Raw genomic sequence first — 13,444 nt, forward strand, 5'->3', positions numbered from 1 at the left:
TGGGAATAATTGAGGGTTATTTCACATGAGGTGGTGTTATTTAGGTGTGTGATATTGTGGTGTTGGAATATAATTGTGAGGGTGGCTGGATGTTTGTATGGTGTTGTCTTAGTTTAAATATAGGGTGAGGGTGTCTCTGTGTTCTTCGAGGAATATGTTTCTCTTTCCTTGTAGGATTATGAGTGTTTGATCTCCGGTGATAACTATGTAGTCTATGAGTGTGTAGCCTGGTGTGACTATGGTTATGTAGTGCCCGGTGAATAAGCTTGTGGCTTTTACCAGGTGGTCCCCTAGATCTATCTCCTCTACTGTATTATAGCATTCCCTGAGTTCTTTCACTGCATCATGGTAGATGAACACTATTTTCCTTCTTGAGCCATAGACTTCCTTGACCTCGGCTCTCTTGAACCCCTTGACGCTTATGATTCGAGGACGTATCTCTATTGAGTAGTTCCAGCCACTTAACAAGAGGTACTCGCCTGCCCGTTTGACTTCTAGGCATCCATCCCTATACCTTATGCTATACATCACCAAGCAACCCCTTGTATAATCTATAGCGAACCACTAGTGTTTAAGATATAATATGGCTTCCAGGATCTTTATATATTGTGAACAGGTGTTGAACCATAGTGATCCAGCTAATATGTAAGACTTCACCAGCTTACTGTAGAATAATCGAGGACCTCATCCAGGAAACCGGGTTACCCATAGTTAGAGTAGAAAAATATAATCCATCAAACGGCGAAGCCATCGTATACGCTGGTAAAGTCGATAAAGACCTCAAGGACCTCCTCAACAATATCCACACAGGCAAACACAGGGTAAGACTCCTCATAAGCATCGAACACAACAACATACCCGAAGACGACGCCGCCGAATCCATCATTGAGAGCCGTAGAAGAGGCACAGGAATACTTATCGTAACACTCACATCAAGAGACCACAGGATCATCCGGGAAAAACTACCCGGAGTACCAGTAGTCAACATCCCCTTCTACACTATCGGGGGCGGGGAATTAAGGGATCTGATGCCAAGGGATGGAGGAATAATCACGCACAGCGATAAATGCATGGATATAGTCGAGGTGGCAAGGGAACTGGAAGGCGTAAGGTTTAACCCATTAATCATAAACTACTCTGAAAGGGATTGCGGTGGCACACCATGGATAATAAGTATTGCAACCGACGACCTCTTCAAGCTCACCCAACGCATAATAGCTGGACTCATAATTGATGAAAGCATTGAGAGCCATATAGTATTAAATACGCTATATAACAACACCCGCCCAATCATAGTATGCAGCAATATTGAGACACCCATGGATTCCAAGATAATCATAAAGACCAAGTGTGAACCGGTTAAACTAGTGGAGTCAATACTCGAATTATTCAGCAGGATCGAGTACTATAGGAGGATCAGCTCCGAACGCCCCTTGAAAAACAGTTCGGAAAGCATCCTAGGCATCTTAAGGGAGCATTTAACCGGGGGAAAGAATTAAACAGCTGACGCGCACAGTGGAAAACCGTTTTACTTCCTCAAGGCTGAAGCTATCTCATCCACGATCCTCGCTAGATCCTCCCGCGATGTAACAGACGACAGCCTTATCTTTGGAGCATATAACACGACTCTACCGGCCACCCTATCCTTAACCCTCACAAACTCCCTGTCCTTGAACCTGTATATATCTAATAGCTCCACGTCACGCTTCAATAATTCTCTTCTCAATAATACACTAATCGTCTTAGGCATGACAACACCACCCTATTTTACTCCTCTAATTAAGTCATGGACCTAATAAGCATTAGCGAGGTATAAATATTAATAACCCCTATATGCTTTAATTGATAGGGCAGGTCAACTATAGTAGAGCGGGATATAGACGTGTCTAGGCAGCAGAAAAAACATAGCTGGAATCCATATACGAGTGATGTCCAGAGGTTCAGCATATATCCAAGAATACAGACACCACACGAGGATTCCCTGAGACCAGGCAAGATACTAACCGTTGAAATAGGCGACGTAGACAAACATGGAAACGGGGTTGTCGACTACAAGGGAGCCAAGATAATAGTTTACAACGCGAGCCTCGGCTCAAAGGTAAAGATAAGGATCACCAAGGTCAATGACGACGTAGCATACGGGGAAATCCTGGAAGTCCTGAGTGAAGCAAATGAGAAATATCAGTAACAATATATTCGTTGAAATAGCCTTGAACCTGGGTGTCGATGTAGCGGAGAAGCTTGAGGCAGGAGAGCGTGTGGAAGGCCAGCAAGCATGGCTTATAATGGATCTACTGATGCAAAGACGCAGGACAACCATCCTCTTCGAGGACGAGGAAATAGGGGAAAACACGGAATGCTATGCCATAGCCTTTAGAGTCGGCAGCAACCATGTATTCTACCTGTTGAAAACAGGCGAGGAGTCCTCATGCTGGATTACCACTAGTAGTAAAGACGAGGTATTGAAAAACATACAGCTACTAGAAGATAGTATTAGGAAGTGCAACGGGTAAAAACTATTTTTTATAACCTATCTTCCTCAGGAAATCCCTCCTCTCTTTTTTATCCTCCTCCGATTCCACACCGAGCGGCGGGTACCCGTCCACCACGCCGAGTATTACTCTACCCTGATTAGTCTCCCCTACGATAACCTGCACCGGGTTACCTGTTGCAACGTATAGTGAAACCACCTCCTGTATATTCTTCAACTGGTTCAACACGTTTATCGGATACGCGTTTCTTATAAACAGAACGAATGTGTGGCCGGCACCTATCTTTAACGCTGCATCGATGGCTGCCCTAGTTAACTCTTCATCATTGCCCTCGTATCTCACCAACCTCTTACCGCTGGCCTCGTTGAACGCTAGCCCGAATCTTATACCAGGCACGCTGGTGACTAGTGCCTCATATATGTCTTCAACCGTCTTTATGAAGTGGCTCCGGCCTATTATAATGTTCGTGCCCTCCGGTATAGTTATATCCACCACATGCAGGGAGACACTCATCCAGGATCCCCCGCCGGGATTATATATTAGGATAGCCAGGAATAAATCTATGCTGTATAAGGCAGTAGTATTTAACCTAGGTGATGTTTTTGAAGCTGGTCGTAAAGTCTTTCGAGCTATGCCCCTTCGAAGAGGAATCAGATACAGTAAAGGTGAGACTATATACCAGGGGAGACAGGCACTGGTCCGAGGCGGAGGAACCCGGTTTCAATGCTAAGGAGCAGGGTAATGAAGGCCTACTCGAGAAGATGCTCGAGATGGCCGGCAACCAATTAACCATGTGGATGACTAGTGAGAAAGACTCAGGGTGCTACAGGTTCATCGATGTCGAGGCTCCGGGAGCAAGCATCACGCTTGGTGAGGGAGCGGTTAAAGACGTTGAGACAATACTTACCCCTAAGCCATCGCCTTTAATGAGGATACGCATCGTTAAGGTTGAAGAGCCTGAAAAATACCGTGTTATACATGAATTCAAGCCCTCGAAGGAGTCAATAATATATGACGGCTTCATCAACATTAAGAACCCTGATCTCCAATACGACCTCATACTAATCGATACCACCGATGATACAAGGATACTCCTCCCCCATGAGCTAATCCTATCCCCGTTGAAGCTAATCAGTGAATCAACCAAGAGGAGAGCTAGGAGGAAAAAGCCTAAAACCTCAAAAACCAAGAGAAAGAAAAGTAAGACAAGGAAAAAGAAAGGCGGGAAGAGTAAGAGGAAGTAGGGGTGTGTCGACTTGCCCATACATATTAAGGCTTCCCCAGGCGATATAGCCGAGAACGTTATAGCTGTCGGTGATCCTGGACGCGTAGACATACTCTCCGGGCTACTCAGCAACGTTAAAACCGTTAACATCCACCGGGGATTCAAGATAGTTACCGGCTTATATAACGGTGAGAAGGTAACCATCGCGACACACGGGGTAGGCGCCCCAAGTGCCAGCATAGTCTTCGAGGAGCTACGTCAGCTAGGGGCCAAGAGGATAGTCAGGATAGGTACAACCGGTGGTGTGAGAAAAGATACCAGGATAGGTGACGTGATCGTTGCAACCGGTGCAGCATACACGGTCAACGGCTGTGGACTAGGCCAGTACATGCCTGGAATATGCGGCGCCGCCTCACCGGATCCCGTGTTAACTACAAGGATAATCGAGTCTATGGAGGAGCATGGAATAGAATATAAGAAGGGCCCGGTTTTCTCCAGTGATGCATTCTACGCTGAAGACCCGTCATTCGCCGAGAGGCTGTCGCACTACGGGATTGTTGCAGTGGAAATGGAGGCTGCAGCATTATTCGCGCTTGGCTGGCTAAGGGGTTTTGAGACCGCCTGTGTTCTAGTGGTTAGCGATGTACTCCATGGCGAGGAAGCTATGAAGAAATACTTGACTACGGAGGAGCTGGCCGAGGTCTTCTTAAAGGTTGCGAAGCTGGTTCTCGATGTCTTCCACAAGTATTATTGAAGGATTGGGAGGCATGCTTCCAGCTATAAAAATATATGATACTTTATCCAGGGATTTAAAGGAGCTGCAGCCCATTGAGCCCGGCATAGTTAAAATGTATGTATGCGGGCCAACAGTCTATGATTATACACATATAGGGCATGGGAAGACGTATGTTATATACGATGCGTTCAAGAGGTATCTTTCTCTAAGGGGATACCACGTAGTCCACGTCATGAATATCACTGATATAGATGATAAGATCATAAAGCGCTCCCAGGATGAGGGTAGGGATTGGAGTGAAATCGTGGATGAATACACACGCGACTATTTATCAGCCCTGGAGAAATTGAATGTGACAATAGATCATCATCCACGTGTTTCAGAGCACATCAATGAGATAATAGGCTTCATCCAGGGGTTAATAGACAAGGGGTATGCCTATATCGCATCCAGTGGAAGCGTATACTTCAATGTAGACAAGTACGATGACTATGGCCACCTATCCGGTAGAGTGAGTAAGGAGACATGGGGTCAGGAGCAGGAGTTCCTCTCAGAGAAACGGAACCCATACGACTTCGCCCTCTGGAAGGCTGCCAAGCCTGGTGAACCATACTGGGAGAGCCCGTGGGGAAGGGGTAGGCCTGGATGGCATATAGAATGCAGTGTTATGAGTAGCCGATACCTGGGCTCCAGGTTCGATATACATGGCGGTGGAACCGACCTGATATTTCCACACCACGAGAACGAGAGGGCTCAGAGCGAGGCTTTCTTCGGGTCTAAGCCATGGGTAAGCATATGGATGCATTCAGGGCTTGTGATGGTTGGCAAGGATAAGATGAGTAAGAGCCTTAAGAATATTATACCGTTAAAGGAGGCATTCAATAAATGGGGTCCCATGCCCCTGAGGCTCTGGTATCTCTCAACGCATTACAGGAAGCCGCTATATTTCTCCGAGGAGGCTCTCGAAAACTCTGTGAAACTATATGAGAGACTAACTACAGCAGCCCAGCTACTGAGGAGGCTGGCCCATGAGTCAACAGGCCTACACTATGCACGCGAGGAGGACTTGAAGGTGTTTAACCAGCTTGTATCACTCCACACACGCTTCCATAACGCGTTAAGCGATGACTTTAACACGGCGGAGGCTCTTGCAGTGGTTAACGAGTACCTTACAATATTATTCAGGGATATACAGTATAATCCAAGACACCTACTTGTATCAACAAGCATAAAGTTACTCAGGGAATTCAATACAGTGCTCGGCGTACTAGATAGGGAGCTGGAAGGAGTGGAGGAGGGTGAGGCATTACTGGATAGCATGGTAGAGATACTTATAAATGTCAGGAAGGAGCTCAGAAAGAGAGGCATATACGACTTATCAGACACTATAAGAAGCGACTTATCAAAGATAGGTATACAGCTAATGGATAAGGGGCTTGAAACAACGTGGGTAAGGGTTAGAAAGTGAGTATTAGTTCCAGTAGAAAATGGCGAAGCAGTGAGCTAATAGCGTTAGAATACCTTGAGAAACAAGGATTTAGAATCGAGGAAACGAGGAAGAAGATAAAGATCGAAGGAGTTGAGATAGGGGAGGTTGACGCTATAGCTATATCACCTGGTGGGGAGAAGTACGCGGTTGAAATAAAAGCCGGCAGGATCGATGTAGCAGGGATTAGGCAGGCATACGTCAACGCATTACTCCTGGGTCTAAAGCCCCTTATCGTTGCGAAGGGCTACGCCGATGACTCGGCGATGATGCTTGCAAGGGAGCTTGATGTCAAGGTCGTAGAGCTGGGCGACCAGTATCTCGTGGACTCTGAGGAATTAGAGATAATTGTTGAATCAGCCATTTATGGATTACTCAGAAAGATACTAGGGGTCGTCACAAGCAAAGAACCTATTCCACCACAGGATTACACCGTAATAGAGGCCCTCGCCGGCTCACGTGATATAAAGGAATTTGCGGACTCCTTAAAGACCACGGTGGAAAACGCTATGAGACAGGTTAGAAGGATTCAGTCCAAGGGTATTCTACCCGAGGACACTAAGAGTTATTATGAGTTGAAAATGTATGCCCAGATAATTTTACTAAGGGAGAGGATAAGGGGGCTTGAGAGGCTCCTGGCAAGCAATTGCAGGGAGAAAACCCAACCTAGCTACCCGTGAAGACAGGGCAGGCCCTGAACCAGTATTTGATCACTTCCCCGGCCAGCACCTTATCGCATTTAGACCGTATACTTACCCTGATGAAACCGTTTGAAAACCCTTTGAAGCCACCGTGACACCCTATTTCCCTTAATAACTCCTCGACAACATCTTTCTCGGGCTTGTATAGCGGCTTTGCAGTATCCGTTATTCCCATGGAGATCATTCTCCAACATGACTCGCCATGACTGTAAATGTTAGCCATGCATGCTAGTGGGAAATACTTTAAGCCTTTTCTCCTGGTATAAGCCGCTATATTCTTCTTTATATCTGCTACATCGATATTGTATTGCACTCCCTCACGCATCTTCTCTAGAGGTATACGTAGCCTTCTCTCTATTTCCCTTATATCGGTTCCAGCCTCCTTTAGGTTGCTAATGATTCTCGGAGTTACCCTTAAACCCCCTGCAACAACCCCTACTGCCCCGTATTCGGCTGCCTTATCTATGATCTCTACATATTCTTTATCGGTTATCCCCGGTATTATGGGTCTCAGGAACAATACCGGCTTTAATCCTGCCTCCCTGAGATTTCTTATCGATTCAAGCCTGATCTCTGGTCTAGGTGCATTCCTCTCCAGCTCGCTAGAGTAGTTGATCGAGACTAGGGTGATCAATGGCGATATACCTGGGTCTATTGCAGCTACTTTAAGAGCCGTATTCATTGATATATAGGCTTTCGTGGAGAACTGAATATAGTTGCCCAGATACTTTTTCACCGCCCAGATATATTCAAGGGTCTTCACGAGGACTGCCGGGTGAAACGGTTCTGTTACGCTACCAATAGCGATCAGGGTTCCCCTTTCACCTGGGAGGAAGTATTTATTATTAAGCAACGCGTAGACTAGCTGCACACCACTTAAAGGATACGGCTTTATCGAGTTCGTTGGAAACCCCATGTCACCTATGTAGCAGTATGAACACCCCATTGTACACCCAATACCAGTGTGTATTGTTAAGCCACAGGGTCTCGGAGCCCGTTTTGAATGAGGGTCTCTAAGGGATGCTTTCTTCTCCTCATCGTTGAGAATTGTGGATACCTCATCCATGATTTTACTCCTTAATGCTGCATAATACTTGGAGACTTTGCTCATAGCTGATCCTTTAACACCAGGTATCCCTACTACTATAATTAATACACCGGGGTTTTAATCGCTTAGAGACAGGTTAGAACAATACATGTTATAATAGGTTAAACATGATTAATGTAGAACAGGTGTAAGAATTGAACGTTGACTTCATCCGCCACATAGTGAACCCGGTGTTAAACAAGTATATGGTTAACCAGGAGAAAACCAGGGTTTTAATAGAGGTAAAGAAATTGTTTCAACAGAGCGAGGAAGTATATAGGTTCAGCATATATAATGGAGATCCACGAAACCTCGCCGCATTCCTTAAAAGCAATGATTTTACACGGATCGTGAACATATTAAAGTCAGCTGGGATGACATACTTGATCACAGAGATACTGAGTGAAGCATTAGCATCATACAGCGGCATCAAGGAGGTTGAAGAAGCTTTAAACCAGGCCCTAGACTCGCTGAAAAGAGAAACACAGGTTGAAACAGGTGGAGGGAGGAAAGAGGATGTAATAAGTATGCTTGAATCCGTGCTTAAAAACACTAATCTGTTTAAACAAATTGAACGGGGTAGAAACAGCCTGACGGCTGAGACCCACAGTGGTTGGCTACTACGTGTTTCAAGCAGTAAGAAGGGATATAAGTTGAAGATTAATTTCACTAAGAATTACCGTGGTAGTGAAACAAGTGAATTAATGGAAGAGGTAGTGAGGATTGCCGAGTGGATTAATAGTCTTCGATTGTGATGGTGTACTCACATACAACCATAGTAGTTGGCAGCAATTACATGAGTACTTTGGTAGCAGAGACAATAAGTATTTCGCCGAGCTCTACGAGAGAAACCTGATAACATACCTGGATTGGATGAAGATAGATATAGCATTAATGATACATGCATGGGGTAAGCCGATAAAGAGACGGGATGTTGAGAATGCATTATCAACCATCAGGATTAAACAGGAAGCCCCCGAGGTTATTAGGGCACTCAAGGATGCCGATTACATAGTCGCTGTTGTAAGCAGCGGTATCGACATACTGGTTGAGAGGGTCTGCCGGGAGCTTGGAGTGGATCTCTGCCTCTACAATAAGCTTGCATTCCATAATGATGAATTAATACCGGGTGGAGAAGCACTAGTACCATTAAGGGAGAAGCCTAGAATAGTGAAGAACCTGGCCGAATCCCTCTCGATAAGCATCCATGACACATATTATGTCGGGGACAGTAAATGGGATATAGAAGTATTCAGAAACGTGGGGCACTCGATTGCTGTAAAGCCATGTGGTGAAGCCTGCGGGTTCGCCGAACACGTGGTCTCGGATCTCAGAGAGATAATAGATATTGTTAACGGTTCCCGCGTTTAGAAATTATGAAGCGAGGCGGCTCAATCCACTCGCTTTTACATCGGGGACACCGGGAAACCTCCTTAGGCCTCCCGAGATCCTTGAATACATAGCCACACTTCCTGCATCTAGGAGGCTCCATGAGAAGCACTTCTTCCCCATTCGACTTAGAGAAAACGCTTTTAGCAATATGCAATAGATCCTCGTATACCTCTCTAGGCGTAGTGTTCAATTGAAGAATACTGATTATCTCCCTAACAGTTAAAGGTCTAGTGGTCTCCCTTAATAGCCTTATTATTTTCTCCCTACTTGTTTCAAAATCACCCACTATAACCACCCATGTCCTATACGCTGAGTTAAAAGCTTGGATATAGGAGAAATAATTATAGGTGGCTCCACGACTACACGAGTCTAACCAGCTTAGCTAGCTTAATCACTAGCTCATCAGGGTCCACATCATTGAGTAGTACTTTCTTAAGTGTTTCACGACGACCATACACTATATCTATCTTGGACACAGGGATCTTCAGCTCCCTTGCCAAGTACTTCACTAGTGCAGCATTCTCCCGGCCTTTCTCTGATTGCTCAGCTGTGTGGAAAACCAGTTCATCCCCCTCGATAGTTATGTAGTCTTCTACATCTCCAGGTTTCACCCTTATAGATAGAATGATGCCCTGGGAGGATTCACTTATATGTTTTGACACTATTCCACGGATTTTATCGAATAATTGAGACAAGAGTATCCCCAATTATAGTTTAAGTAAGAGTGAAGAGTAAAAAATCTTGCTACATGTTAACCACAGGATTAAATACTCTTCAACACCTCGGTCAAGGCCTTCACATCGCTATCTATCTTTAATCCCCGTGGATCAAAGTGTGTGCGGGAAGCCATGATGCCGTGTTGCTTCAAAGCCTCTATGAGGGTCTCGTATTTCGGCATATTTCTCCCAATAATAGAGCATAGCTTATCTATTCGTACATACGGGTTATTCAACCTAGTCTCATTCCTGAGGAGCCCAAGTATTCTCCTCGAATCCTTGTGAAGCCAGCTTATTTTATCGGCTTCATTGAATACCTTATCAATGAACTCAGCCTCCCCTAGGCTGCAGATCCATGTTTCGCCTGTTAGAACCGGTTTCTCGTTATTAATACATGTTAAATCCCTGGCTTCATCCAGGGATTTAATATATCCTCTTTCCAGTGTCGATGGACAGTACCATATATAACCCAGGCATTCATTAATTAATCGATATGCTTCCCCCGTGCTCCTCAGGGTTTCAAAGAAAACCCTGTAATAATGCTTATAAATGAATATAAGCAATGGCCTAGCAGCAATGTCGAGTGCTGAAGCGTGTTTAACTATGTACGCGATGAGTAACCTAGCCCCTATTTCTTTCTCGAAATCGGTGTGGACACAAGTAAACCAGTATCTCCTAAGGGTTTTCCTGTAGTGACTACATGTGAGCGGGGCTGTATCGGTTGCCGTGACACCTATCAACGCCCTCTTACCCAGGGGTTTAAACACCGAGTCCACGAATGGGACTGGGGAGCCGTAGGGATCTAGGTCTATATAGTCGAGTGATATACCCGTGAAGGTTAAATTATTGAGAAGGACATTTGCCTCCTGCGAGTACACGTGTAGTTTTCCAGGGTATAGGTTGTTGAGCCGCAGGTTTTTCCTTATGTAGTATAATGCATGTGGATCAATATCGTTTACTATGCCCTCACCACCCTTCTCGAGCGCTATGCGAATGCTACGTATTCCAGTGCCGGCTAATGGATCAACGAAAAATATATTCCTCGAACCATACAGGGTCCTGAGGACTGAGACGGTCGCATCCCTGCTTACTATGGCTTGTGGATTATAGAAGACAGGCATCCAAGCCGGCTCTATCGATCCATCGGGTCTTCTATACTCATCCATCCGGGGTATTACGAGCTTAGCTAATCCCTCCTGGATCAATTGTTCACGGCTGAGTATCTTTACTTCAGTCATTGACTATACACCCCATATCTCCACGGTTGAGATCCTCCCTCAGGATCGAGACGGAGCCAGGGCCTCGATTACTTTATTGATCAACCCCTTCGTACTTGATTTAACGTGCTCCCTGTTCTCCATGGTTAACACTATTTTTTCGGCATCACTAAGTCTACCCAGTATATCTCTATCGGTCAATCTATAATGTACGACAAGTATGACTGGTTTACCGGAGTCGAGGATCTCCAGGAGCAATGGCTTGAAAACAGGTATTTTAAGCTCCATGGGCCCCACTTCATCTATACCTATGACGCTGGCTTCTCCAAGAGCCCTCCTTAACGCTGTCTCAATGATCCTGGATGCCTCTTCAACGAGCACAGTATAAGACCCTATCCTCACCGAGCCAGGTATACTCTTTTTTGCTAACCATGCTTCTTCACCACTTAATAAATCAATAACTTTAAACCCTACCCTCACACCATGTTCCCTTACTTCAGGCGCTTTAATACCGCCAACCAATAGATTGTTCTCTCTGAGCTCTGATATTAACTTCTCGAAAAACGTCGACTTACCCACACCGGGGCGGCCTGTAATAATGATTTTCATGAATCCCCCCTTACTTTAGAACCTGGCTAGTGATCCATGGAAGCCCATAGATTGATGGGTTTAAATATGCATCGTACCACTCAACCTGGGCCCGGCTTCTTTATCCTTCTCCATGCTTTACAAATGTACGTCACGGATTTCTTTTAGGTCGTTTTTCGTTCTAATAACTACGAGCTTGGAACCGGTTGTCTTCACTAGTTTCTCAGCGTTCTCTAGTTTCTCAGCCTTATTCTCAGCCATATCCAGCCTGGTCACAGTTATCACGTTTCCACCTTTCACAACAATATCCACTGGAGTTCTAGATAATTTTACTATGAGGTCTCCGAGTCTATCTAGGAGCCTCCACAGGGCTGCCTCTATTTCATCGCCCGGCAAGTACTCGTTTTCCAGCGTACCTGCATAAGGCTCCGGGGGCTTGTCTCCGAGTATATCTATCTCCTCAAATATGTCCTCCCCCATTATCCTGGCTAATTCCACAGCTCTTTGAAGCGATACCATTAGCTCACCTCTTTCATACATATAGACAGCTTTTCTGCTTACTCCAAGTAGCTCCGCTAACTCGCCCCTTGTGAGCCCTACTTCCTTCATTTTCACTTGGAATTTTCCAGCAGAAATCTTCAAGAGGTAGTTTCCTCTAATGTTTACAACAATAGGCTTGCTGTTCCTCAATAAATAGTTGCCGAGAAGATTTGTAGTAACGATGTTGACGCCGTTCCTGACATATACTACATCATCCTCAAGCTCCCGCCTACCGTTTTTCTCAGCCACTATAATAGTGTTCGAACCGTACACTATCCCTGATTTCTTTAAGTCATTTACCTCTATCCAGGAGACCTCCCTTAAATCCTGTGAAACCTTTATGAAAACCCTGGTATCGCCTCTACACGCAATGATATCAATGCTTCTAGCTGAGGTAGGGTATGAAAGAAACTCGACCCGGAAACCAGCTTTCCTCAGGGTTCTAGAGACTTCTTCAGCGATGTCCCCTGTACCCCTGTTTCTAGACAAAACAGACCCCGTTTTCTAAATTATGTTTAAACATGTTTAAAAGGGAATTTGTTTTCCATGTCTAAGCTACTTTCTCCTGTATATACTGTATATCATTGCATGATCTTTATCATAGGGTTCCAGGTGAACAACGTCGACTATCTCGAATCCCCTCTGCTTTAACGTCTCTATCTCCCTACGGTATACTTCACTAGGCTCCTTTGTCACATCAATGCTTCTAGCCTTTATTGCTAGAAGCAAGTATCCTCCATCCCTTAGAAATAGTAATGCATTGTCTGCGACTATAGCAGCTTGATCCGGTTGCGCAACATCCGCATATATCCCGTCAACTGTTTCAACAACATGCCTATATTCATGCGGCTTTCTAGCATCGCCTAGTATTGGATAAATGTTCTTTCTCACATCGGCAACTAATACTAGTTCCCTCATAACCCTGGGAGCGAATTCAACACCGTAAATTCTGCCTTTTAAGCCGACGATGTCCGAGATGTGACTGGCAGTGGTTCCAGATGCTATTCCAAGGTATAGTATTCTATGTCCCTCCCTGATCGGCTGCTCACTGAGACCATTGGCTAATGCACCAGCCAACTTGCTCCTGTATAGATTCCACTCCCTGTACTCGACATTGTTTATTCTATATAGTTTCTCACCATATACCCTGTGACCTGGAACCAGGTTCTTTGTGGCAAGTTTAAGGCTACCGTCATCAAGCTCTACAACGTATACCCCGTAGTATTTTTCATGTGGTTTTACCGAGACTGGTTGACTCACATGG

Annotated in this window: 19 protein-coding genes; 9 read left to right on the forward strand and 10 right to left on the reverse strand. The window is 45.2% G+C overall.

Features of this window, described 5'->3' with window-relative positions; genetic code table 11:
• Nucleotides 1-108: 108 nt before the first annotated feature.
• The gene (locus SPHMEL_RS04800; protein ID WP_012608463.1) at nt 109-528 is read right to left on the reverse strand and encodes a hypothetical protein; all 420 of its coding nucleotides are present in this window, start codon (nt 526-528) and stop codon (nt 109-111) included.
• Nucleotides 529-629: 101 nt separating this feature from the next.
• On the opposite strand from SPHMEL_RS04800, the gene SPHMEL_RS04805 reads away from it, so the two are divergent.
• Complete coding sequence (locus tag SPHMEL_RS04805) at nt 630-1,499, forward strand: hypothetical protein (protein WP_042667569.1); 870 nt, start codon at nt 630-632, stop codon at nt 1,497-1,499.
• Between the two features lie 29 nt (nt 1,500-1,528).
• Here the strand turns inward: SPHMEL_RS04805 and SPHMEL_RS04810 are convergent, their stop codons facing one another.
• Nucleotides 1,529-1,750 (reverse strand): hypothetical protein, encoded by a 222-nt coding sequence (locus tag SPHMEL_RS04810; protein ID WP_042667570.1) that lies wholly within the window; start codon nt 1,748-1,750, stop codon nt 1,529-1,531.
• A 132-nt stretch (nt 1,751-1,882) separates the two neighbouring features.
• Here SPHMEL_RS04810 and SPHMEL_RS04815 point away from each other — a divergent pair, with 132 nt between their 5' ends.
• Entirely contained in the window at nt 1,883-2,188 is a 306-nt protein-coding gene (locus SPHMEL_RS04815; RefSeq protein WP_042667571.1) for a TRAM domain-containing protein, read from the forward strand.
• Nucleotides 2,172-2,513: a hypothetical protein gene (locus SPHMEL_RS04820; RefSeq protein WP_042667572.1), complete on the forward strand. Its 342-nt coding sequence runs from the start codon at nt 2,172-2,174 to the stop codon at nt 2,511-2,513. Before SPHMEL_RS04815 ends, SPHMEL_RS04820 begins: the two co-directional genes overlap by 17 nt.
• Nucleotides 2,514-2,516: 3 nt before the next feature.
• On the opposite strand, the gene SPHMEL_RS04825 is transcribed toward SPHMEL_RS04820, so the two are convergent.
• Nucleotides 2,517-3,005 carry an adenosine-specific kinase gene (locus tag SPHMEL_RS04825; protein ID WP_012608468.1) on the reverse strand — a complete coding sequence of 163 codons (489 nt, stop codon included), beginning with the start codon at nt 3,003-3,005 and terminating at the stop codon, nt 2,517-2,519.
• Between the two features lie 83 nt (nt 3,006-3,088).
• Between SPHMEL_RS04825 and SPHMEL_RS04830 the strand changes: the two genes are divergently transcribed.
• From SPHMEL_RS04830 to SPHMEL_RS04845, 4 genes are read left to right on the forward strand one after another with little or no spacing between them, the layout of a single operon-like run.
• On the forward strand, nt 3,089-3,736 hold the full coding sequence (locus tag SPHMEL_RS04830) for a hypothetical protein (RefSeq protein WP_042667573.1): 648 nt from the start codon (nt 3,089-3,091) through the stop codon (nt 3,734-3,736).
• A gap of 12 nt (nt 3,737-3,748) precedes the next feature.
• Nucleotides 3,749-4,471 carry a purine-nucleoside phosphorylase gene (locus tag SPHMEL_RS04835; RefSeq protein ID WP_012608470.1) on the forward strand — a complete coding sequence of 241 codons (723 nt, stop codon included), beginning with the start codon at nt 3,749-3,751 and terminating at the stop codon, nt 4,469-4,471.
• On the forward strand, nt 4,449-5,921 hold the full coding sequence (gene cysS, locus SPHMEL_RS04840; RefSeq protein ID WP_232216767.1) for a cysteine--tRNA ligase: 1,473 nt from the start codon (nt 4,449-4,451) through the stop codon (nt 5,919-5,921). The genes SPHMEL_RS04835 and cysS overlap by 23 nt, the downstream gene beginning before the upstream one ends.
• Nucleotides 5,918-6,619, forward strand: coding sequence for a recombinase RecB (locus SPHMEL_RS04845; RefSeq protein ID WP_042667574.1), 702 nt, complete (start codon nt 5,918-5,920; stop codon nt 6,617-6,619). Before cysS ends, SPHMEL_RS04845 begins: the two co-directional genes overlap by 4 nt.
• On the opposite strand, the gene SPHMEL_RS04850 is transcribed toward SPHMEL_RS04845, so the two are convergent.
• Entirely contained in the window at nt 6,606-7,751 is a 1,146-nt protein-coding gene (locus tag SPHMEL_RS04850; RefSeq protein WP_042667575.1) for a radical SAM protein, read from the reverse strand. The two genes, SPHMEL_RS04845 and SPHMEL_RS04850, sit on opposite strands and share 14 nt — an antisense overlap.
• A gap of 131 nt (nt 7,752-7,882) precedes the next feature.
• Here SPHMEL_RS04850 and SPHMEL_RS04855 point away from each other — a divergent pair, with 131 nt between their 5' ends.
• Nucleotides 7,883-8,482 carry a hypothetical protein gene (locus SPHMEL_RS04855; protein WP_042667576.1) on the forward strand — a complete coding sequence of 200 codons (600 nt, stop codon included), beginning with the start codon at nt 7,883-7,885 and terminating at the stop codon, nt 8,480-8,482.
• Complete coding sequence (locus SPHMEL_RS04860) at nt 8,451-9,098, forward strand: HAD-IB family phosphatase (protein WP_042667577.1); 648 nt, start codon at nt 8,451-8,453, stop codon at nt 9,096-9,098. Before SPHMEL_RS04855 ends, SPHMEL_RS04860 begins: the two co-directional genes overlap by 32 nt.
• Here the strand turns inward: SPHMEL_RS04860 and SPHMEL_RS04865 are convergent.
• From SPHMEL_RS04865 to SPHMEL_RS04890, 6 genes are all read right to left on the reverse strand, one after another.
• Nucleotides 9,079-9,405 (reverse strand): transcriptional regulator, encoded by a 327-nt coding sequence (locus SPHMEL_RS04865; protein WP_042667578.1) that lies wholly within the window; start codon nt 9,403-9,405, stop codon nt 9,079-9,081. The genes SPHMEL_RS04860 and SPHMEL_RS04865 overlap by 20 nt on opposite strands.
• Nucleotides 9,406-9,478: 73 nt before the next feature.
• On the reverse strand, nt 9,479-9,814 hold the full coding sequence (locus tag SPHMEL_RS04870) for a DUF167 domain-containing protein (RefSeq protein WP_042667579.1): 336 nt from the start codon (nt 9,812-9,814) through the stop codon (nt 9,479-9,481).
• 68 nt (nt 9,815-9,882) lie between these two features.
• Nucleotides 9,883-11,073, reverse strand: a complete 1,191-nt coding sequence (locus SPHMEL_RS04875; RefSeq protein WP_042667580.1) for a tRNA (guanine(26)-N(2))-dimethyltransferase — start codon at nt 11,071-11,073, stop codon at nt 9,883-9,885.
• Between the two features lie 39 nt (nt 11,074-11,112).
• A complete protein-coding gene (locus tag SPHMEL_RS04880) occupies nt 11,113-11,661 on the reverse strand; it encodes an NTPase (RefSeq protein ID WP_042667581.1) in 549 nt (182 codons plus the stop codon).
• Between the two features lie 117 nt (nt 11,662-11,778).
• A complete protein-coding gene (locus SPHMEL_RS04885) occupies nt 11,779-12,669 on the reverse strand; it encodes a helix-turn-helix domain-containing protein (protein WP_012608480.1) in 891 nt (296 codons plus the stop codon).
• Nucleotides 12,670-12,735: 66 nt separating this feature from the next.
• Complete coding sequence (locus SPHMEL_RS04890) at nt 12,736-13,440, reverse strand: fibrillarin-like rRNA/tRNA 2'-O-methyltransferase (RefSeq protein WP_042667582.1); 705 nt, start codon at nt 13,438-13,440, stop codon at nt 12,736-12,738.
• Nucleotides 13,441-13,444 lie beyond the last annotated feature (4 nt).

Origin of the sequence: Desulfurococcus amylolyticus Z-533, from assembly GCF_000513855.1 — an archaeon.
Lineage (GTDB): Archaea > Thermoproteota > Thermoprotei_A > Sulfolobales > Desulfurococcaceae > Desulfurococcus > Desulfurococcus amylolyticus.

What these genes read in the sequence shown, in the direction of transcription:
- SPHMEL_RS04800 (WP_012608463.1), bottom strand. Translation starts at nt 528, where the DNA reads ATGTATAGCATAAGGTATAGGGATGGATGCCTAGAAGTCAAACGGGCA.
- SPHMEL_RS04810 (WP_042667570.1), bottom strand. Translation starts at nt 1,750, where the DNA reads ATGCCTAAGACGATTAGTGTATTATTGAGAAGAGAATTATTGAAGCGT.
- SPHMEL_RS04820 (WP_042667572.1), top strand. Translation starts at nt 2,172, where the DNA reads ATGAGAAATATCAGTAACAATATATTCGTTGAAATAGCCTTGAACCTG.
- SPHMEL_RS04825 (WP_012608468.1), bottom strand. Translation starts at nt 3,005, where the DNA reads ATGAGTGTCTCCCTGCATGTGGTGGATATAACTATACCGGAGGGCACG.
- SPHMEL_RS04830 (WP_042667573.1), top strand. Translation starts at nt 3,089, where the DNA reads ATGTTTTTGAAGCTGGTCGTAAAGTCTTTCGAGCTATGCCCCTTCGAA.
- cysS (WP_232216767.1), top strand. Translation starts at nt 4,449, where the DNA reads ATGTCTTCCACAAGTATTATTGAAGGATTGGGAGGCATGCTTCCAGCT.
- SPHMEL_RS04850 (WP_042667575.1), bottom strand. Translation starts at nt 7,751, where the DNA reads ATGAGCAAAGTCTCCAAGTATTATGCAGCATTAAGGAGTAAAATCATG.
- SPHMEL_RS04875 (WP_042667580.1), bottom strand. Translation starts at nt 11,073, where the DNA reads ATGACTGAAGTAAAGATACTCAGCCGTGAACAATTGATCCAGGAGGGA.
- SPHMEL_RS04880 (WP_042667581.1), bottom strand. Translation starts at nt 11,661, where the DNA reads ATGAAAATCATTATTACAGGCCGCCCCGGTGTGGGTAAGTCGACGTTT.